Origin of the sequence: Sinomonas halotolerans (genome assembly GCF_039615075.1) — a bacterium.
GTDB classification, from domain to species: Bacteria; Actinomycetota; Actinomycetes; order Actinomycetales; family Micrococcaceae; genus Sinomonas; species Sinomonas halotolerans.
In genome coordinates this window covers 255,797-276,047 of the sequence record NZ_JBDFRB010000005.1, presented here as the reverse complement: position 1 = coordinate 276,047, position 20,251 = coordinate 255,797, and the positions used below count along the sequence as shown (strand labels likewise).

At 73.7% G+C, this 20,251-nt stretch carries 14 protein-coding genes; 2 read left to right on the top strand and 12 right to left on the bottom strand.

The window, feature by feature from the left end; genetic code table 11:
- Positions 1 to 95 precede the first annotated feature (95 nt).
- On the top strand, positions 96 to 833 hold the full coding sequence (locus ABCQ75_RS08415) for an ANTAR domain-containing protein (protein WP_345884666.1): 738 nt from the start codon (positions 96 to 98) through the stop codon (positions 831 to 833).
- A gap of 35 nt (positions 834 to 868) precedes the next feature.
- Here ABCQ75_RS08415 and ABCQ75_RS08410 read toward each other — a convergent pair whose 3' ends face one another.
- From ABCQ75_RS08410 to ABCQ75_RS08370, 9 genes are all read right to left on the bottom strand, one after another.
- Positions 869 to 1,942, bottom strand: coding sequence for an App1 family protein (locus tag ABCQ75_RS08410; RefSeq protein WP_345884664.1), 1,074 nt, complete (start codon positions 1,940 to 1,942; stop codon positions 869 to 871).
- A 55-nt stretch (positions 1,943 to 1,997) separates the two neighbouring features.
- On the bottom strand, positions 1,998 to 3,398 hold the full coding sequence (locus tag ABCQ75_RS08405) for an ATP-binding protein (protein ID WP_345884663.1): 1,401 nt from the start codon (positions 3,396 to 3,398) through the stop codon (positions 1,998 to 2,000).
- A gap of 182 nt (positions 3,399 to 3,580) precedes the next feature.
- Complete coding sequence (locus tag ABCQ75_RS08400; protein WP_345884661.1) at positions 3,581 to 4,774, bottom strand: multidrug effflux MFS transporter; 1,194 nt, start codon at positions 4,772 to 4,774, stop codon at positions 3,581 to 3,583.
- Between the two features lie 116 nt (positions 4,775 to 4,890).
- Positions 4,891 to 5,745 (bottom strand): SGNH/GDSL hydrolase family protein, encoded by an 855-nt coding sequence (locus ABCQ75_RS08395; protein WP_345884659.1) that lies wholly within the window; start codon positions 5,743 to 5,745, stop codon positions 4,891 to 4,893.
- A 219-nt stretch (positions 5,746 to 5,964) separates the two neighbouring features.
- Complete coding sequence (locus tag ABCQ75_RS08390; RefSeq protein WP_345884657.1) at positions 5,965 to 7,047, bottom strand: siderophore-interacting protein; 1,083 nt, start codon at positions 7,045 to 7,047, stop codon at positions 5,965 to 5,967.
- A gap of 63 nt (positions 7,048 to 7,110) precedes the next feature.
- A complete protein-coding gene (locus ABCQ75_RS08385; protein WP_345884655.1) occupies positions 7,111 to 8,124 on the bottom strand; it encodes an ABC transporter ATP-binding protein in 1,014 nt (337 codons plus the stop codon).
- A gap of 2 nt (positions 8,125 to 8,126) precedes the next feature.
- Positions 8,127 to 9,320, bottom strand: a complete 1,194-nt coding sequence (locus ABCQ75_RS08380) for a FecCD family ABC transporter permease (protein WP_345884653.1) — start codon at positions 9,318 to 9,320, stop codon at positions 8,127 to 8,129.
- Positions 9,317 to 10,330, bottom strand: a complete 1,014-nt coding sequence (locus ABCQ75_RS08375; protein ID WP_427916069.1) for a FecCD family ABC transporter permease — start codon at positions 10,328 to 10,330, stop codon at positions 9,317 to 9,319. Before ABCQ75_RS08375 ends, ABCQ75_RS08380 begins: the two co-directional genes overlap by 4 nt.
- Complete coding sequence (locus ABCQ75_RS08370; protein ID WP_345884650.1) at positions 10,311 to 11,372, bottom strand: iron-siderophore ABC transporter substrate-binding protein; 1,062 nt, start codon at positions 11,370 to 11,372, stop codon at positions 10,311 to 10,313. Before ABCQ75_RS08370 ends, ABCQ75_RS08375 begins: the two co-directional genes overlap by 20 nt.
- Before the next feature lie 252 nt (positions 11,373 to 11,624).
- Between ABCQ75_RS08370 and ABCQ75_RS08365 the strand changes: the two genes are divergently transcribed.
- Positions 11,625 to 13,829 carry an elongation factor G-like protein EF-G2 gene (locus tag ABCQ75_RS08365; RefSeq protein ID WP_345884649.1) on the top strand — a complete coding sequence of 735 codons (2,205 nt, stop codon included), beginning with the start codon at positions 11,625 to 11,627 and terminating at the stop codon, positions 13,827 to 13,829.
- Between the two features lie 97 nt (positions 13,830 to 13,926).
- Here ABCQ75_RS08365 and ABCQ75_RS08360 read toward each other — a convergent pair whose 3' ends face one another.
- The 3 genes from ABCQ75_RS08360 to ABCQ75_RS08350 all read right to left on the bottom strand — a co-directional run bounded on the left by ABCQ75_RS08360 (position 13,927) and on the right by ABCQ75_RS08350 (position 20,033).
- On the bottom strand, positions 13,927 to 17,541 hold the full coding sequence (locus tag ABCQ75_RS08360) for an ATP-binding protein (protein WP_345884647.1): 3,615 nt from the start codon (positions 17,539 to 17,541) through the stop codon (positions 13,927 to 13,929).
- Entirely contained in the window at positions 17,538 to 18,407 is an 870-nt protein-coding gene (locus ABCQ75_RS08355; RefSeq protein ID WP_345884690.1) for a DUF4194 domain-containing protein, read from the bottom strand. Before ABCQ75_RS08355 ends, ABCQ75_RS08360 begins: the two co-directional genes overlap by 4 nt.
- 129 nt (positions 18,408 to 18,536) lie before the next feature.
- A complete protein-coding gene (locus tag ABCQ75_RS08350; RefSeq protein ID WP_345884688.1) occupies positions 18,537 to 20,033 on the bottom strand; it encodes a DUF3375 family protein in 1,497 nt (498 codons plus the stop codon).
- Positions 20,034 to 20,251: the final 218 nt, after the last annotated feature.

Here is a 20,251-nt window from a genome sequence, read left to right as displayed (position 1 = left end):
ATAGACCACGGGTACCCGCGAGGGGAACACTCGATCCATGGACGGCGATCTGGAGGGGGCCATCGCCACAGCACGAAGCGGAAGAGGTGACAGGCATGGTCAGCATGACCGGCATGACGGGCGCGGAGTCCAGCGAGCATCTGGAGCTGCTCCTCGAGAGCGCGGACCTCGCGAGCTTCCTCCAGAGGCTCGCCGAAATAGCCTGCCGGGACCTCTCGGTAGCAGGCGAGGTGCACTGCAGCGTGACGGTGACGCGTGAGCCGAGCAGGACCACCGTGGCGACCAGCGACGCGGTCGCGGCCGCCATGGACGAGCTGCAGTACTCCTCCGGCGAGGGCCCCTGCCAGGAGTCCGCCGAGACCGCGCAGACCGTCTATGTGCCGGACATCGCCACCGAGCCCCGCTATCCCCGGTACAGGCGGGCCATGGCCTCCACTCCGGTGCGGTCCGTGTTCGCCACCCCCATCCCGCTGCCTCCCGAGAAGAGCATCTCGGCCGCCCTCAACTGCTACAGCACCGCTGCGGACGCGTTCCCGCCCCGCGAGCAGGCGCGTGCCGAGGGCCTCGCGGCCCTGACCTCGCGGGCCATCCTCCTGGCGGTTCAGTTCGCCGACGAGCGGGACCGCGTCAAGGACCTCGAGGCCGCCCTCGAATCCCGCACGGCGATCGATCTGGCCTGCGGGATCATCATGGCTCAGACCAGCTGCAGCCAGGCACGCGCCATGGAGATCCTCAAGACCGCGTCGATGAACCGCAACATCAAGGTCCGGGACATTGCCCTGCAGATGATCGCGCGCTTCGACGAGAACGAGCCGGTGACGAACTTCAGGTGAGCCCCTGCCGCACGCCCGTGTGGTGGGCTGCCGGGTCAGTGCACCCCGGCGTCCTGGAGCTGCTCGGCCAGTCCCGCGCCATCCGGCGCCGAGGCCCAGGCGATGTCCGGACGGGCGGCGACCTCACGCCCGTCGTGCGTCGTGCCGCCCGAGAAGACCGCCTGGCCGGGCGAGAGCTGCCGGATGGCCACCGCGGCGACCGACTCGGGGTGCGCGGCCGCGAACTCGGCGTAGATCGACTCGTCGTGCTGCCCGTTGTCCCCCACGAGGAGCCAGCGCATGTCCGGGAACTCCGCCGCGAGGCGCTCGAGGTTGTGGTGCTTGTGCTCGCGGCCCGAGCGGAACCAGCGGTCCGGCGTCATGCCCCAGTCGGTGAGCAGCAGCGGCCCGGCCGGGTACATGTTGCGGCCCAGGAACCGGGCGAGCGTCGGGGCGGCATTCCACGGCCCGGTGGAAAGGTAGATGACCGGGGCGCTGGGGTGCTCCGTGGCGAGCCGGTCGAGGAGGACCGCCATGCCCGGGGTGGGCGTGCGGGCGCGCTCGCTCAGCACGAACGTGTTCCACAGGGCCAGGAACGGTCGCGGGAGGGCGGTGACCATGACCGTGTCGTCGATGTCCGAGACGATGCCGAAGCGCGTGTCCGGCGCGACGACGAACACCTCGCCCACTCCCGGCTCGGCACCGTCGGCGCTCAGGCGCACCTCGTGCCAGCCGGGAGTCAGCTCGACGTCCACCATGGCGTCCACCACGCCCCCGGAGTCCGCATGCACGACGGCGGTCGTCCCCCCGATCTCGACCGTCACCGCGGCGTGCTGGATCGGGACGGACGTGAAGGACACCCAGCCGCGCACGTTGTTGAACGTGTCCTCGGCGCCGTGGAGCCCGCGGCGGGCGTACATCACCCGGGCGAGGACCCGCACGCGCTCCGTGGATCCGTAGCCCCGGTAGGCCACGACCTGGGCGTCGTAGTCGCCGTTGCGCACCATCCTCGTGCGCATGTCGTTCCAGGCCTGACCGAGCCGCTGCGCGACACGGAAGAGCGGGACGAGGGGCGGCACTGAGACCCCGCCGGTGCCGGTGGTCGATGCGCTGAACGGTGCAACAGGCATGGGATTACTGTGCCATGCCCCAGCCCCGATGGCCGAACGTGCGCGCCGGGCACCCCTAGACGCGCGCAAGCTCCTCGATGTCCTCGAGGAAGGCGGCGGCGACCTCCTCGCCCACGGTGGTCTTCGTCTCGCTGACCGCCTCGAGGTAGTCCTCCGTGGACGGCCCGCGCCGCCCCGCCGCGGGCACGCCGCCCGAGGGTGCGGCGTCGTGCGCCCCGTCCGCGCCGCCGCGGTGCAGCGCGCCGCCAGCCGCAGGTGACCCGGCAGCCCCGAGCACGGGCACCGGCTCGGCCTCGGGATCGGCGGCGTACACCGCCTTCTCGAGGGCGCGCTGGGACGCCGAGCGGGCCGCGAACTCGATGTCCGCCGGGGAGAAGCCCTCGGTGCGGGCCACGAGCGCCTCGACGTCCACGTCCGCGAGCACGGCCTCCGGGATGAAGCGCTGCCACATCGCGCGGCGGGCCTCCGCGTCCGGCAGGCCGATCGGGATGACGTAGTCGAAGCGGCCGTGGCGCAGGAAGGCCGAGTCGAGCGCGCGGATGAAGTTCGTCGCACAGACCAGGAGGCGGCCGGGCTGCTCGCGGAAGGCCGGGATGATCTTGAGCAGCTCGTTCGTGACGCCCTGGTTGGGGCTCGGCGGGTCCCCGGCGCGGTGTGAGGCGATCTCCTCGACCTCGTCGAGGAAGACGACGGCGTGCTCGAGCTCGGCGATCTCAGTGAAGGTCTTGCGCAGCGCCCCCGCGAGGCCCTCCGGGTCGCCGGCGAGGCGGGACGGGAACACCTCGACGAACGGCCACTCGAGCCGGGACGCGATGGCCTTGGCGAACGTCGTCTTGCCCGTCCCCGGCGGTCCGAAGAGCACGACGGCGCGCGGCGGCACGACGCCGAACTCGTCCGCGAGCTCGGCCTGGGCGAGCGGGAGGACGAGCCGGCGCTCGAGGAGCTGCTTCTCCCGCTTCATGCCTGCGACGTTCTCCCACAGGTCCCGCGGGAGGACGCGGCCGCCAAGCTGGGCCAGGGGTTCGAGCTCGGTGCGCTGGACCGGGATCTGGCGCTCGAAGAAGCGCAGGTTCTTCACGTCCTTGAACCCGCGGGAGAGGAACGCCTCGAGGCGGGTCTCGGTGTCCGGCATGAGGGCCGAGAGCTTGGTGAGGCCGAGCGGGGCCATGCGGCTCTCGAGCGCGGCCAGGAGCGCGGTGCCGATCCCCCGGGACCGCCACTCGGGCACCGTGGCGAGGAAGACGATCCAGCCCTGTTCGTGCGCCGCCCGGCCCACGGCCGCGCCGACCACCTCGTCGCCGTGGAGGGCAACGACGGCGTGGTCCTTCTGGCAGGATGCGAGGACCTCCGAGAGGGAGTAGACGGGCTCGATCCCGGACGCCGTCATGGCGCCCCAGAGCTGGAGGATGCCGTCAAGGTCTGAGGGGTGGAAGTCCCTGATGCGCCACGTGGTCATCGGCGTGCTCCTTCGCTCGGGGCCGTTCGGTCCTGCGGCCGGGCGCGGCTCCGCTGCCCGTCTGGGGCCGAGTCTAGCCACGGCGGGCGAGCCGGTCGTAACGGAAGTCCACGTGTGCGCGAGAAGTCCGCCGAACGCGGACTTCTGCCGCATCCGCGGACTCCGCGCCGATGGGCGCCCCGCTATGCCGGCGCGCGCCGCAGCAGCGAGACGAGCACCATCGAGCCCGACGCCGCGACGAGCATGATGACGGCCATCGGGAGCGCCGTGTCCTCCCCCGCGATGCCGGACAGCGGGGAGACTGCTGCACCGAAGATGAACTGGCTGAACCCCAGCATCGCCGAGCCGCTCCCGGAGACGTGACGGACGGCGTCGAGCGCCAACGCGGTGGAGTTGCCCATGACGAAGCCCACGGTGGTGACCGCGCACCAGATGGGGACGGCGAGCAGCCAGCGGGGCACCGGCAGGACCGCCACCACGAGCACGAGCACCGTGAAGGCGAGGAGGAACGGGACGGCGATGGCAATGATCCGCTCGGGCCCCACCCTCCGGACGATCCGGGACGAGAGGTACCCGGCGCTGATGAGGCCCACCGCGTTGGTCCCGAACAGCACACCGTAGCCGAGCGCGGAGAACCCCATGACGTTCTGGTACACGAACGGAGACGCGGAGATGTAGGCCATCATCACCGCGAATGTCGTGGCGAACACCGCGGCGAAGCCGATGTACCGCGGGACGCGGACCAGCTGGGCCAGGCCGCCGAGCAGGCTGTGGCCTCCGCGGGCCTCGGGCGGGCGGGTCTCGCGCAGCACCGTCGAGACGCTCACGAGCATGAGGAGGAAGAGCACCGCGAGCGTCCACATGACGCCGCGCCAGCCGATGGGGCCCTCGATGAGCGCGCCGATGGACGGCGCTACCGCGGGCGCCACCCCCGCCACGGTCATCATGAGGCTCATGGTCCGGGCGGTCTCGGGGCCCTTCGTGAGGTCGACGATGACGGCGCGCGCGATCACGATGCCCGCCGCGCCGAACAGCCCCTGGAAGAAGCGCGCCGCGACGAGGACCTCGAGGTTCGGGGCGAGGGCCGCGACGGCGGAGGCCGTGAGCACGCCCATGTTCCCCACGAGCAGGGGCCGCAGCCGCCCGAACCTGTCCGAGAGCGAGCCGAACGCGAGCTGCCCGAACGCCATCCCGAGGAGGAAGCCCGTGAGGGTGAGCTGGACGCCCGATGCCGCGGCGGCGAACTCCTGCTGGATCCGGGGGAAGCCGGGCAGGTAGAGGTCGGTGGAGAGCGGGGCCGTCGTCGCGAGGAAGACCAGGACGAGGAGCCACGGGGTGCTCAGGCCGCCATTGCGGTTCAGGGCGGGGGCAGGCATGCGCGCTCCGGTGGTTGAAGTGTCAGGTACCGTGCCAGCCTAGTCGGACGACGGCGCGCGGCGGGACCGGCGTCCACCGCACGGCCGCGCGGTGGTCGCCCCGGGGGAACCCGGGATCACCTCGGGCTGTACGGGATCCAGCCAGGGGTGTTGGCCATGACCTCCGGGTGCTCCTCGGCGTACCTGCGGAGGCCGCCCTTGCGGGGAACCCTCACGGGCTCGGGCCAGCGGGGCGAGAGGTGGTCACCCAGGGTGACGCCCCGCAGCTTGCGGCCGATCAGCGGAACGACCCAGTCGCGCACCCACGTCCGCTGGGCCGCCGCCCACTCGCGTGATGTGCGGCGCACGGGCGGCTCCCACTCCTTCGGCTTCATGCGGTGCGGGACACCGAGGTGGTCGAGGACCTGCCGGGCGAGGAACTTGTGCCCGGCCTTGGACATGTGGAGCCTGTCGGCGTCCCACATGCGCTTGTCGGCGTAGGCGTCGAAGCACCAGTAGTCCACGAGGACGGCGTCGAGCTCCTCGGCCAGCTGCCGCACCCGCGAGTTGTAGAGCCAGTTGCGGCGCTTGAGGGGCTCGAGGAGCGGGTTCACCTTCACGTCATAGCCCGTGAACAGGACGAGCGTGGCCCCGGTGGCGGCGAGGCGGCGGACGAAGTCCTCATACTGCCCGAGGAGATCGGAGACGTCCGTGCCGAGGTCGAGGATGTCGTTGCCCCCTGCGTACACGCTCACGAGGCTCGGCCGGAGGTCCAGAGCGTGCTCGAGCTGCCCGTCGACGATCTGGTGCAGCCGCTTGGACCGGATCGCGAGATTCGCGTACTCCCAGCCCTTCTCGGCCTTTGCGAGCTTCTCGGCAACCCGGTCGGCCCATCCGCGGACGCCGTTGGGCAGCCCGTCATTCCAGTCCCCCACCCCCTCGGTGAAGGAGTCACCGAGGGCAACGAAACGCCGTCGCTCGATTCCAGACACGTCCCGGAGCCTAGGCGGCCGAGGGCACTTGGGGGAGTCTGGACGGTTAACGCGAGGTGACCGGGGCCCCTGGGACATGACCCAGAACGGGGACGCGACCCCGCATTCGTGGGGACGCGACCCCGCATTCGTGGGGACGCGACCCCGCATTCGTGGGGACGCGACCCCGCATTGGTGGGGACGGGACCCCGCATTGGGCGGGAGGCGGCCGCGCGAGGGTCAGTGCTGGGGCGTGCCCTGCTTCCAGTAGCCCATGAACGCGACCTGGTCCCGGTTGATCCCGCAGTCGCGCACGAGGTAGCGGCGCAGGCCCTTGACCATGCTGGACTCGCCCGCGATCCACGCGTAGAACGGCAGGACTCCCCGGAGCGGCAGCGCGTCTGCACCGTCCGTGCCAGCTGCGTCCAAGCCCGCTGTGTCCGCGCCCGCGCCGAAGAGCTCGCGGTACTGCGGTGTGTCCCACATGAGCTCGCGCTCGGGGCCGACGTCGAGCGGCTCGCCGGCCGCGACAGCCCGCGCCACGACGTTCGGCCCGGGGGCGCAGAACGGCTCGAGCACGACGCCGTGCACCGCCTCGGCGAGGAGCTCGCCGTGGGCACGCCCGCCGCGGGCGAGCCACGTCACCTCGGCGTCAGCGCGCGTGGACAGGTCCTGGAAGTCCTCGGCACAGGGCACCTCGATGAGCACCTGGGCGCTCATGCCGGAGGGCAGGTCCCGGAGGATCCCGCCGATGGCGGGCAGCGCGGTCTCGTCGCCGGCGAGCAGCACGTGCCCCGCGAGGCCGGGCGCAAACTCGATCCCCGAGCACTCCCCCGAGGCCGCGTTCGGCCCGAAGACGAGGGCAGGGTCACCGGGGCGTGCCCCGAGCGCCCAGCGTGCGGCGGGGCCGGTGTGCACGGTACCGTCCGGTGCGGTGTCCACGTGCAGGACGAAGTCGATGTCGATCTCGGGGTACGCCTCCTCGAGCCGCGCCTCGCGCACCGTGTAGGTGCGGATCTCGCCGCGGAGCTCGGCGGGCATGGCGAGCCAGGACTGGTACCAGGACGCATCGTCGCGGCCGTCCGAGCCCCCGAGCAGGTCCTCGACCCGGGGCAGCGGCCTGCCCGGCGAGGGCACGATCACCTTGATCCGCAGGTCCCATGTGGCGCCGTCCGCATCCGTGGCGAAGTCGCGCAGCGCCAGCCCTCCGAGGGTCACGCGGCGCAGGCTCGGGCTGAGGTCCGCGACCGCGGTCACCGTGAGCTCGAAGGGGCGCACGACGGCGCCGCGGGCCTTGGCAAGGCCCGTTGCGGTGGTCTTCACTGCGGCTCCTCGTCGATCGGTGAGTGGGTGGCGAAGCGGGGGGTAAGGCAAGCCTTCCCTAGCCTAGGCGGGCGTACCGGCATTACGCAAAGGGGTGGTTTCGTATTTGACATCGCCCTCGCCGGCCGAGTGCCCGGACCCAGCCTGGGGCATGTGCCTCCCTAGGGGGACGATGAGCGGCGTCCCTGCCACAGGGTCAGGGACCACACGGGCCTCGAGGCCGAACACCTCGGCCACGAGCCCCTCGGTGAAGACGTCCGCAGGCCGGCCCTGGGCGACGATCGCGCCGGCCTTCATGGCCACCACGTGGTCTGCATAGCGGGCCGCGAGGTTGAGGTCGTGCAGCACTGCCGCCACCGTGACGCCGCGGGCGGCATTGAGCTCGCGGATGAGGTCCAGCACCTCCACCTGGTGGGCGAGGTCGAGGAACGTGGTGGGCTCGTCGAGGAGCAGCACCTCGGTCTCCTGCGCGAGGGCCATCGCGATCCAGACGCGCTGGCGCTGGCCGCCCGAGAGCTCCTCGATGCCCCGGCCCGCGAGGTCCGCGGTCCCCGTCGCCGCAAGCGCAGCGTCCACTGCCGTCTCGTCCGCGGCCGAGGACCCGCCGAACCAGCGGCCCACGATCCCCTCGGGACGGTGCGGGTAGCGGCCACGCATCACGAGCTCGCGCACGCTGATGCCGTCCGGCGCGGTGGGCTGCTGCGGGAGCACGCCGAGGCGCCGGGCGAGGGCACGGTCGCCGATCGAGGCGAGCGGATCGCCGTCGAGCGTCACGGTGCCGGCCGCAGGGCCGAGCAGGCGCGCGAGACCGCGCAGGAGCGTGGACTTGCCGCACGCGTTCGCCCCGACCACCGCGGTCACGGCGCCGGGCGGGAGCTCGAGGTCCAGGCCCTCGACGACGAGCCGGGAGTCGTAGCGCAGGCTCAGGCCGGAAGCGCGCAGCACGGGCGCGGTCTGGGCTGGCTGGTCGGCCGGCGCTCGCTGGGCGGTCTGCGCTGGCTGGCCGGCCTGCGCTGGCTGACCGGACTGCGCGGCCGGGACGGGTGCGGGCGCGGGCCCGTTCGGGGAACCAGCCATGGCTAGCCCTCCTTCCGGTGGACGGCGGTGAGGAGCCAGAGGAGCACGGGCGCGCCGATCGCGCCCGTGACGACTCCGACGGGCAGGGTGGTGCCGCCGAGGAGGGCGGGCAGGAACGCGTCCGCGGCGAACGCGGCCGCGAGGACGATCCCGCAGCCGGTCAGGCCGGCCGCGGCGAGGTCCCGCGCGGAGGAGCCCCGGGCGCCGAGCCGCCGCGCGATCGGGGCGGCGAGGAACGCGACGAAGGCGATGGGCCCCGTCGCGGCGGTGCCGGCCGCGGCGAGCGCAACCCCGGCGAGAACGACCCAGCCCCGCGCCCTGGCGGCGTGCAGGCCGAGCCCGCGGGCGGCGTCGTCCCCCAGGGCCAGGACGGACAGGGGCGAGGCGGCCGCGAGCGCAGCCGGCACGAGGACCGCGAGCGCCGCGTACAGGACGCCGAGCCGGCCCCAGTCCGCGGAGGCCAGCGATCCGTTGAGCCACGCGAGGGCCTCGTGGGCATAGCGGACGTCCGTGCGGGTCAGCAGGAAGCCCACGAGCGCCTGGAGCCCGGCGGCGAGGCCTATCCCGACGAGGACGAGCCGCGCGTCGGCCCTCCCGCCCCGCGATGCGGACGAGGCGGATCCCTCGGCGAGGAACCAGATGAGCCCCGCGACCGCGAGCGCGCCCGCGAAGGCGGCCGCGGAGACGGCCGCGTGCGGCACGGCCCATCCGGCAGCGCCGGCGAGCACGATCAGGGCCACGGCCGCGGCGGACGCGCCGTAGGAGATCCCGATGACGTCCGGGCTCGCGAGCGGGTTGCGCAGGAGTGTCTGGAACAGCCAGCCGGCCATGCCGAACGCCGCCCCCGCCCCGAGCGCGGTGAGCGCCTGCGGGACCTTGACCTCCCACACGATGAAGCTCGCGCCCGGGATCCGGGCGGCGGCGTCTCCGGCGATCTCCGCGGCGGCGATCCGGATGAGGTCCGGGACGGTGACGGTGTAGGAGCCCAGGAGCAGGTTCGCGGCGGTGAGGAGCACGACGACGGCGGCGAGCCACGCGAGCGGCGCGCGCCGTGCGCTGGGCGTGCGGGAGGCACCGGGCACAGGGGTGCCGGGCCCGGGGGCGCCGGGCCGGGGCGTGCCGGGCCGGGGCGTGCGGGAGACACTTCGCGCGGGGGCGCCGGGCACCCGGGCGCTCGGCGTCGTCGGGCCGCTCACAGCGCCGCCCCCTTCCTCGCCCGGACGAGCCACACGAACACGGGCGCGCCGACGAGGGCGGTCATGATCCCCGCGGGCACCTCGCCGGGCAGGAGCACCACCCTCCCCACCACGTCCGCGGCGAGCACGAGGGCCGGCGCGAGGAGCGCGGTGGCGGGCGCGAGCCAGCGGTAGTCGCCGCCCACGAGCAGCCTGGCCAGGTGCGGGACCACGAGCCCCACGAACCCGACCGGCCCGGCCACGGCGGTGGCCGTCCCGCAGAGGAGGACTGCGGAGGCGCCGCCGAGGGCGCGGGCCGCGCCGACGCGGATGCCGAGCCCGCGCGCGACGTCGTCGCCGAGGGCGAGGCCGTTGAGGGTCCGCGCGCACGCGAGAGCCGCGAGCACGCCCACGAGCGCGAACGGCGCCGCGGCCCCGACCTGGTCCAGGCCCCGCCCGGCGATCCCGCCGACCTGCCAGAACCTGAACCGCTCGAGCGTCTCGGAGCTCGAGAGCAGCACGACGCTCAGCAGGCTCGTCAGGCCCGCGGTGAGCGCGGCCCCGGCGATGGAGAGCTTGACGGGCGTGGCGCCGTCCCGGCCCAGGCTCGCCACCGCGTAGACGGCGAGCCCGGCCGCGAGGGCGCCCGCGAACGCGAACCAGATGAAGCCGGCGATCGAGGCGATCCCGAACGCCCCGATCCCGGCCACCACCGCGAGCGCCGCGCCGGCGTTGATGCCGAGCACGCCGGGATCCGCGAGCGGGTTCCGGGTCACGCCCTGCATGACCGCGCCCGCGAGCCCGAGGCACAGCCCCACGAGCAGTCCGGCCGCAGTGCGCGGCACGCGGGAGAGGACGACGGCGTGGTCCCCGTTCGCGGGGTCGGCCGCGGTGAGCGCGGCCCACACCGTGGAGGGGTCGAGGCCGCGCGCCCCCACCCCGAGGGAGAGGACGAGCGCCCCGGCCAAGAGGGCGGCCGAGGCGGCGATCCACGCCCCGCGCACGTGCGTGCTAGGCCTTCTCTGCCGCAGCGCCGAGGAGCGGGAGGAACTTCTCGAGCGCGTACGGCAGGCTCAGGGGCGAGGCGGCGGAGACGGACAGGGTCAGGGTGTTGTCGCTGTCCGCGACGAGCGCGCCCTTCTTGAGGGCCGGGATCTGGGACAGGAGCGGGTCAGCGGTGATCTGCTTTGCGGTCTTGGCGTCCGGGACCCACGTGACGAAGACGTCGGAGGCGAGCTCGTCGGCCTTCTCCGCGCTCCAGGGAAGGTAGAACTCCTTGGAGTCCCCGGTCTTCTCCACCACGATCGGGGCGAGCTCCATGCCGAGCTGGGACAGGAAGCGGGGGCGGTTGTCGCTCGCGGTGTAGACGTTCACGCCGTCGCCCTTGGCCGGCTCGAGGTTGCCGTAGATGAAGGTCTTGCCGGCGACCGGGTACTTCGCGGCCTCCTCCGAGATGCGGGCCTCGAGGTCCGCGATGACCTTCTCGGCCTCGGCGTCCTTGCCCAGGGCCTTGCCGATGAGGCGCGTGCTCTCCTGCCACGGCGTGCCGTAGGCGACCTCGGGGAACGCGACGACGGGGGCGATCTTGGAGAGCTTGTCGTAGTCCTCCTGCTTGAGGCCGGAGTAGGCGGCGAGGATCAGGTCCGGGGCGGCCTTGGCGATCTCGGCGGCGTTGATGCCGTCCGCCTCGGAGTACTGGACGGGGGCCTTCTCGCTGCCCCACGAGGCGCCGAGCTCGGCGAGCTTCGCGTCCTTCCACGGCGTGGAGCCGGCCTCGTTGCCGCCCCACTCGTTCTTCGGGACCGCGACAGGGACCACGCCGAGGGCGAGGGCCACGTCGTCGTTGACCCACGAGACCGTCGCGACGCGCGTGGGCTGCTTCTCGATCACGGTCTCGCCGTAGATGTGCTTGACGGTCACAGGGAAGGACGCGGTGGACCCCGTGCTCGCGCCTCCCGCGGTCCCGGCGGCTCCCGTGGAGCAGGCGGTGGCGGTGACGGCGATCGCGGCGAGGCCGGAGAGGCCCAGGAGCCCGCGGCGGGAGAGGCTGCGGGACAGGATGGGGGACGGCACGGTGGTTCTCCTCGGGGCCAGAGCCCGGCAGGTCTCCGGGCGCCGTGGGCGTTGGTCAGGGCGGCGTCAGGGGCCGCCGCCAGGCCGCCGGTGAGGCGGACCTCAGTAAGGCTAGGCTAAGGAGCTCGCATTACGCAAAGCGGGCATTGCGTAATTGGTCGTCCTCCTGCGCCGCCGCATTTCCCTCTCGCGCGATGGCGCTCGAGGGGACAGTATGAAGGCACGGTTCAGACCTACCTCCAGGAGGCGCTCGTGTCAGGGAAGCCATCCAATGGACCGGCGCCGTCCACGGCCGCCGCGCCCGTCGTCGTGCGCCCGGAGCTCCTGCGCAACGTGGCCCTTGTGGGGCCCTCGGGAGCCGGCAAGACCCTCCTGCTCGAGGCGCTCCTCGCCGCGGCCGGGGCCATCACGCGCAAGGGCACCATCGAGGACGGCACCACGGTGGGCGACTCGGACCCCTCCTCCGTCAAGCAGGGCCGCTCCGTGGGCCTCGCCGTCGCGCCCGTCATGGTGGGCGAGGTCAAGGTGAACCTCGTGGACACCCCCGGCTATGCGGACTTCATCGGGGAGGTCCGCGCGGGGCTGCGCGCAGCGGACGGCGCCCTCTTCGTCGTCTCGGCGGTGGACGGCGTCGACCCCGCCAGCACCGCCCTGTGGGCCGAGTGCGAGCACCTGGGCATGCCGCGCGCCGTCGTCATCACGCGCCTGGACCACCCGCGGGCGGACTACGCGGGTACCCTCGCCGCGTGCCGCACGGCGTTCGGCGAGTCCGTGCTCCCCCTGCACGTCCCCTTGGACGGAGGCCGCGCGCCCCAGGCGGGCGGCGCGCCCCGGGACGGCAGCGCCGTCGGGCTCCTGAGCCTGCTCACCGGCACCGTGGCGGAGTACCCGGGCACCGCGGAGGCCGCCGGCGCGGGGGCGGCCGATGCCGGGGTCCCCGGCTCGCGTCCCGCCTCGCCGGCGGAGGCGGCGGCATGGGAGGCCGCACGCGGGGAGCTGCTCGAGGGGATCATCGCCGAGAGCGAGGACGAGACCCTCATGGAGCGGTACCTGGGCGGCGAGGAGATCGGCCTGGACACGGTCATCGCGGACCTCGAGACCGCCGTGGCGCGCGGCTCGTTCCATCCTGTGGTGCCGGCCTCCGCGGTGACGGGCCTCGGCACGGCCGAGATCCTCGAGGTCCTCTCGCGCGGGTTCCCCTCGCCCCCGGAGCGGCCCGCCGTCCCGGCGACCGACCTCGAGGGCCGGCCCGTGAAGCCTCTGGCCTGCGACCCGGCGGGGCCGCTCGCCGGCGAGGTGGTGCGGACCACGGTGGACCCCTTCCTGGGCCGCGTGTGCCTCGTGCGGATGTTCTCGGGGACGCTGCGGGAGGACACGGCCGTGCACGTGGGGCGGCACGGCCTCGCGGACCGCGGGCACGCAGACCATGACAGCGACGAGCGCGTGGGCCGCCTCTACTCACCCCTCGGCTCGGCCCTGCGCGCGGTCCCCTCCGCCGTGGCCGGGGACCTGTGCGTGCTCGCGAAGCTCGCTGCCGCCGAGACCGGGGACACCGTCTCCGCGCGGGAGGCGCCGCTGCTCATCGCCCCGTGGGACATGCCCGAGCCGCTCCTGCCCGTGGCCGTGGAGGCCGCGACGCACGGGGACGAGGACGCCCTCGCGCGCAGCCTCGCCAAGGTCGCCGCCGGGGACCCGACCCTGCGCCTCGAGCGTAACGCCGAGACGCACCAGCTCGTGCTCTGGTGCATGGGCGAGGCGCACGCCGAGGTGGTCCTGGACCGCCTCCGCGGCCAGGGGGTCGGGGTGCGGACGGTCGACGTCGTGACTCCCCTGCGCGAGACGTTCGCCGCCCCAGCGGCCGGGCACGGGCGGCACGTCAAGCAGTCTGGCGGGCACGGCCAGTTCGCCATCTGCGACATCGAGGTGGAACCCCTGCCGCGCGGGGGCGGCTTCGAGTTCACCGACCGGGTCGTGGGCGGGGCCATCCCGAAGGCGTACATCGAGTCCGTCGAGAAGGGCGTGCGCGCGCAGATGGCCAAAGGCCTCGCCGAGGGGTTCCCCGTGGTGGACCTCCGGGTCACGGTCGTGGGCGGGAAGACGCACAGCGTGGACTCCTCGGACGCCGCTTTCCAGGCCGCCGGCGCCCTTGCCCTGCGCGAGGCGGCCGCCGCCGGCCGCATCCAGCTCCTCGAGCCCGTCTCGCTCGTCACGATCACCGTGCCGGAGGCGCAGGTGGGCGCTGTGATGAGCGACCTCTCCGCGCGCCGCGGACGGCTCACAGGCACGACGACGACCGGCGGCCAGGGCGCCGACTCCCCCGTCAGCGGGGTGGTCACCGCCGAGGTGCCGGACGCCGAGCTGGTGCGCTACGCCGTCGACCTTCGATCCCTCACCGGCGGAGCGGGCCAGTTCCGCCGCGAGTACCTCCGCCACGAGCCGGTCCCGCACCACGGCTGAACCCCACGCGTGTCCACCTCCCAGCGACGCGAGGTCACCTCCCAGCGACGCGAGGTCACCTCCCAGCGACGCGAGGTCACCTCCCAGCGACGCGAGGTCACCGCAGGACGATGTCCACCGGATTGGCCTGGGAGCGCGGCCCGGCGGCGCTGTCCGCCCCGCCCGTGCCGGACCCGAACGACGGCCCCGCCTCGATGAGCCCTGACCGGTTCGTCCGCTTGTCCCGCAGGATCTCGGTGACGGAGCCGAGGTACCGCGAGAGGTCGATGACGTTCTCCGGCGCCGCGAGCACCAGCTGGAAGCCGAACTCGTGCAGCGCCGAGATGCCCGCGCCGGCGAACTCCTCGGACGCGAGCACGAACGCCTCGTCCATCATCACGGTGCCGTAGCTCGTGAACCCCTGCTCGGCGATCCCGAGCTGGTAGCTCAGCGCCGCGGCCATGATGAACGCCGTGAATCGCTGCCGCTCGCCGCCGGACATCGAGCCGGTGTCGGCGTGCACGAATACCTCGTCGCGGGCCTCGCCGGTGCCGGGATCGCGCGAAACGCGGTGCTCCTTGCACGAGATGAACACGTGCGTGCGCGTGTCGAGGACCTCGGCCCGCCACCGCCGGTCCTCGGGCGTGTGGGAGGCGAGCCGCTTCACGAGTGCCTCGAGCGTCCGGTACTGGATGGTGAGGCGGTCGTCCTCGCCGGGCACCCCGGGCGAGGCGCCGCCGTCGTGCGCCGCACCCGCTGAACCAGCCGCACCGGCCCCTGCACCGGCCGCAGCCGGCGCGTGCCGCGCCTTGAGCGCCGAGACGATCGCGTCCTTGAACTGCTTCGCCGCAGCCGGGACCGTCTGCCGGATGTCCAGCTCGAGGTACGAGCCCTCGTGGAAGTCCACGCCGGCCAGGATCGAGTTGAGCGGGAGGATGCGCGCCGAGATGCCGCGGCGCTCCTCGTCGAGCAGGTGAAGGAGCGTCGAGAAGGACTCGTGCGTGCGCTGGGCGAAGAACTCCCGGAACTGCGCCTCCTGGGCCGGCAGCCCTTCCGAGACGATCTGGTGGTAGCGCGCCTCGAACGCGTCCGCCGCGGCGGCGGAGAGCCCGTTGTCCGCCGAGACCACCGAGCCCCAGTCGCGCTGGAACTGCTCGAAGATCCGTGTGAGCCGCTCCGCCGCGGCCTGGGCGCGGCTCTCCGCCGCGTGCACGCGGGCGGCGAGGCCCGCGTGGACCTCGGCGGCGATCCGGTCCAGATCGTGCTGGTCCTCGGCCTCGCCGAAGTCGGCGAAGAGGGGTGCAAGGGCCTCGGTCGCGGCGTCCGACGGCGGTGCTGCCGCAAGCCTTCCCCGCGCGGCGTCCAGGAGGTTCGCGGCGGAGGTGAGCTGGGCGTCGAGCTGGCGGTACTCGCTCGCGAGGACGGCCGCAGCCTCGGTCGAGGCCTGGTGCTCGGCGCGGGCGGACTCGACCTTGGCCCTGAGCGGCTCGAGGTCGCTCTGGGCGGCAAGGGCGTCCTGGAGTCGGGCCTCGATCCGGGCCAGCTCCTCCCCGGCCACCGCGGAGGAGACCTCCTCCCACGGCCGGGCGTCCCGGGCCACGCGGCGCAGGGCCTCCACGCGGCGGGCCATGCCCTGGTGCGAGTCCTCGCTCGTCTGCGCGGCCTCGGCGGCCCGGGCGAGGGCGGACTCGAGGTCGAGCACGCGGGCGGCGAGCAGCTCGACCTTCGCCGCGTTGTCGAAGCCGAGCACGAAGTCGGCGCGGGCCGCGAAGCGGTCGTCCTTCTCCACCGTGCCCCGGCCGCGCTTGACCACGCCGCCCAGGCTCAGGCCGCGCTCGAGGCCGGCGAGCTCGTCCGGGTCCTCGACGCACGGGTACGCGAAGTCCACGGCGACGCGCTCGCGCACGTACTGGGCGGCGTCGTCGGGCGCGCCTGTACCCGAAACGGAGGCTGTACCCGAAACGCCGGCCGTACCCGAAACGCCGGCCGTACCCGAAACATTGGTCCCCGCAGCGCCGGGGACGGGCGCCTGGTCGCGGAACTGGAGCCTGGTGAGCAGGTCCCCCTCGCGGACCTCCTCGAGGGCGAGCTCCGCGCCGGGGACGCGCGCCGAGAGGTCCACGGCGCGCAGGGCCCCGCGGACCGGGTTCGAGTCGAGCCACCGCGTCACCGCCGCGAAGTGCCGGCCCGGGACGAGCAGCGTGGTCGCGAGCGAGCGCAGCGCGCGCTCCGCCGCCGGCCGCCAGCGCTCCTCCCCCTCGGCCAGGTCGATCAGCTCGCCGCCGAACGGCAGCTCCTCCTCGCCGATCCCGAGCGCTTCCGCGATGCGGGCGCGGTTCTCGACGGCCGACGTCGGCAGGAGGCTCGTGCGCGCGGAGGTCGCCGCGAGCTCGGCGCGGGCCTCGGCGAGCTCGCGCTTGGCGGTCGCGTGCTCCTCGAACGCCTCGAAGCGGGCCTCCTGGAGCGCGGCCGAGTCGCCCTCGAGCGCCCCGAGCGCGGCCGCAGCCTGTTCGTGGGCCCGCGCCCAGCCCTCCGCCGAGAACGGGAGGTCGAGGCCGGCGTCGTGCAGGCCCGCCTTCGCCGCAGCCTCCACCTCGCGGCGCAGGCGCAGCCCCACGGTCGCGTTGTCGCGGGCCTGCTCGAGCGTGGAGATCTGGTTGCCGCCGGCGTTGTTGTACTCGGCCTCGAGCGAGCGCAGCTCCGTCGCGAGCCCGTCGCGGCGGTGGCGCTCCGCGGAGAGCTCGTTCGCCTTCGCCTGGGCGCGGGCCTTTACCGCGGCCAGCGTGCGCTCGTGGACGCGGACGGCGTGGGCCAGCCGGACGGCGTCGAACGGCTCCGCGGCGAGCTCCCGCAGCCGCGCCGCCTCCGCGAGCGCAGCCGCGTGCTCCTGGTTCAGCGCCGGGACGGGGGCGAGCTGGTCGCGCTGCTGGCGCACGTCCTCGAGCCGGCCTCGGATGGACATGAGGTTGCCGAACTCCTCCACGACCTCGTCCGCCGCGGCGAGCGTGGCCGGCGGGTCGAGGACCTGGTCGCGGAAGAAGCTGTTGACGCTGCCGCCCAGGCCCTTGCCGGCCTGGATGACGCGCAGGAGCGGGAGGGCCTGGTCCGAGCTGATGCCCAGGAGTCGGCGGAACCGCTCGGCGAAGTTCTTGTGGACGTCGAACACCTGGGCGTCCGGGAAGAGCGCCTCGAGCGCGGACCTGGTGAAGCGCCGACCTTGGCCCTGCCCCGCGATGCCCTCCACCGCTGCGATGTCCAGCGGCTCCGAGCCGATGAGGTAGAAGCGGCCGAGGCTCGACTCGGTGCCGTTCTGGGGCAGGTCGAACAGCGCGGTGAGAGTGTGGCGGGTGCCCGCGGCGTTGTCGAAGGTGAGGGCCACGGCGCTCCACGTGGCGCCGGGGCGCTGGAAGGCGCTCGCCTGGCCCTCGCCGACCGCCACGTCGCCGACCTTGCCGCGCATGTACGTGTACGTGGTGCGGCGGTCCTCGCTGCTGCCCGTGCGCGCCGCGGCGGCCTCGTTGGACCGAGGGCGGGCGTCGAAGACGCGCGCGATCGCGTCGAAGAGCGTGGACTTGCCCACGCCCGAGTTGCCCGTGAGCATGGTGCCCGCCCGGTCGACGTGCATCGTGTGCGCGCCGTGGAACGTGCCCCAGTTGACGATCTGCACGAGGCTCAGCCGGTACTGGCCGGGGTTGGCCTCCGTGCCGAGCGGAAGCATGGTCGCGATGCTCACAGAAGGCCCTCCTGTCCCTCAGCGTCCCCGCCCACATGGGGGTCCTGGCCGTCGAAATGGGGGTCCTGACCGCTCAGATGGGGGCCCTGACCAGCGAAGTCGCGGCCTTCTTCCTCTCCCGCGCGGAGCTCGTCGGCGCCCGCGGCACCCAAGGGGAGCTGGCCGGCGTCGTGCGCCGTGTCCCCTCCATCCGGGCCGACGGGACCCGCAGCGGCCACCGCCTCGAGGTGCCGCGTCACATCCCCGATGTTCTCGAAGGGGAGGGCGAGCGGGAGGGCGTTGGAGATGAGGAAGACGTCCTCCAGAGCGGTCGGGATGAGGAGTCGGCGCGCCTGCAGCTTCGCCACCGCGCGGTTCACGGTGTCCGCGTCCCGCAGGGCGTCCTGCTCCTCCGCGGGCTGGTAGTGGGCGACGACGTCGGCCAGCTCCTCGAGCGTGACCGTCGGCTCGGTCTGGGCCGTGGTGTGGCGGTCGAGGAGGAGCCGGAGGCGGAGCAGGAGGATCGTCTCGACGCGGCTGAGGGCGCGCTGCTGGCGCAGGACCGTGGCGCGGGAGGCGGTGCCGAGCAGCTCGGGGTCGATGGGACGGAGGACGGCGACCTTGCGCTCGTGGTCGATCGCGAGGTGCAGGAAGAGCTCCGAGAGGCGGGAGCGGAGGACGTCCTCATGGTCCAGGAGGGTGGTCCAGGCCTTCTCGTCCCGGCCGCCGTCCAGGTACGGGCCCTTGAGGAGGCGGACCAGGACGTAGCGGACCTTGAGCGGGAGGACGCCGGTGTCGCCGTCGTAGAGGGCCGCGCCGGGGATGAAGGCGGCCTCGGGCGTCATGTCGGCGGCGGTGGCCCCCCTTTCGGTGGTCAGGTCCCCCATCTCGGCGGACGAGTCCCCCATCTCGGTGGTCAGGTCCCCCATCTCGGCGGTCAGGTCCCCCATCTCGGCGGTCAGGTCCCCCATCTCGGTGGTCAGGTCCCCCATCTCGGCGGAAGGCGCGGTGTCCATCTAGTCCTCCTCTTCGCGGCGCGCGCGGGTCTCAGGGGTACCGCGCGTTTCGCGGGGCACGGTCGCGTTGGGGACGAAGGCGGTGCGGCGGGTGCCGTCCACCTGGCCGAACTCGAGCGGCGCCCACGCGCCCCGGTCGAACGGCACGCCCTCGTGCAGCAGCTGCCCGAGGAGCGCGCGGATCGAGTTGATGTGCTGCTCGCCGTCCGGCAGGTGCGCCCACACGTCGGCGATCCCCGCCTGCCCGCCCCCGGCCTCGACCGCGAGCGCCACCGCCTCGCGCAGCGCCGCCGCCCGGGCCTTGCCGGTGCGCGCGGACCGCGCCCGGTCCTCGGATCCGAAGCTGATGGGGTCCGCGAGCCGGGGCGGCGGGGCGAACTCGTCGGGGTCGAAGAGCTTGACCATGGACAGGGACTCGAACTCGGCCGCGAACAGCTCCGGCGCGGGCCCGAACCCGGACTCCTCCCGCGTGTACGGCAGGCGCCGCACGGCCTGCTCGGCGCGGCGGATGGCCTCGCGGAGGCGGACGGACTGGCGGTAGTCGTCGCTCTGGACGTACGTGTTGAGGCTCTCGGAGAGCTTGCCGTAGATCCGCTGGATCTGGACGTGGGCCTCGCGCAGCTCGGTCACGAGGTGGCGCAGCGTCTCACGGTCCTCGTGCTCTAGCCCGTCCGCGAAGTCCCGCGAGAGGACCTCGGTGATCGCGGCGCGGAAGCGCAGCTGCTGCTCGGGGTCCTCGAGGAATGCCGTGAAGGAGCGGAACGTGCGGCCCTCGCTCGAAGCGCGCAGCCGCCGGTCCGCCTCGAGGACCTGGGCCATGGTGGCGCCCTTGGTGAGGGACTCCTCGATGATCTGGTTGCGCAGCTGGCCTACGGAGTCCTCGATCCGGTCCCGCATGCGCTTGAAGTCCGCGGGCAGGCCGCCGGCGAGGTCCAGGATGTTCTCGGCCGCCTCGAGGGCGTTCTCGTCGTCGAGCCCGCCGGTCTGCTCGCCGGAGCGGAGTGCGCGCACGAGCTCGCGGCGCTCCTCGATCTCGGCCTCGAGCGCCTCGATCCTGGCGGACGTGTCCGGGTTGGTCTCGCGGGCGAGCTTCTCCACATCGCCGAGCAGGGTTCCCAGGCGCGAGCCGGTGAGGGTCGAGCGGTCCGAGGACAGCGACTCGAGGAACGCGAGCACGCGCGCCGTGGCCTCGGTGAGCTCGTAGACGATCCGGCCGCCCTGCGCCCTGCGGGTGAGGAAACGCCGGCGGGTCCAGTCGTCGGCCACGGCGCGGCCGGTCGCGGTGCCGGCGGTCGGCGCCGCCCCGGCGGCAGCGTCCCGCGCGCGGAGGTCTTCGAGGAACGCGTCGAGCTCCTCGTGGAACTCCTCGAGCTCCACCTGCGGGCGGTTGCGGCTGAACGCGGTCTCGAGGGCGGCGATGGTCCACGGTGCGGACCGGGTTAGCGCCCACGCGGGGCCGCGGTGGAGCGCTTCGAGCTCGCCGAGGCGCCCCAGGATGGACGACGACGGCGTCCCCGCCGCGGCGGGCCTCCCGCCCCGGGTCCGGGCTGCTGATACCTCGGGCGGGCGAATCCCGCGCGGACCAGGCCTGGTCCCCTCGCCTGGCAGGACAGGGAGCGGGCTCGCCTCGACCGCATCGACGGAGTCGCCGGCCCCGACGGCGCCGGGGGCGCGAGAGCCCTCTCGGGACGTCGCGGGCGTGGGATCTGGCACGG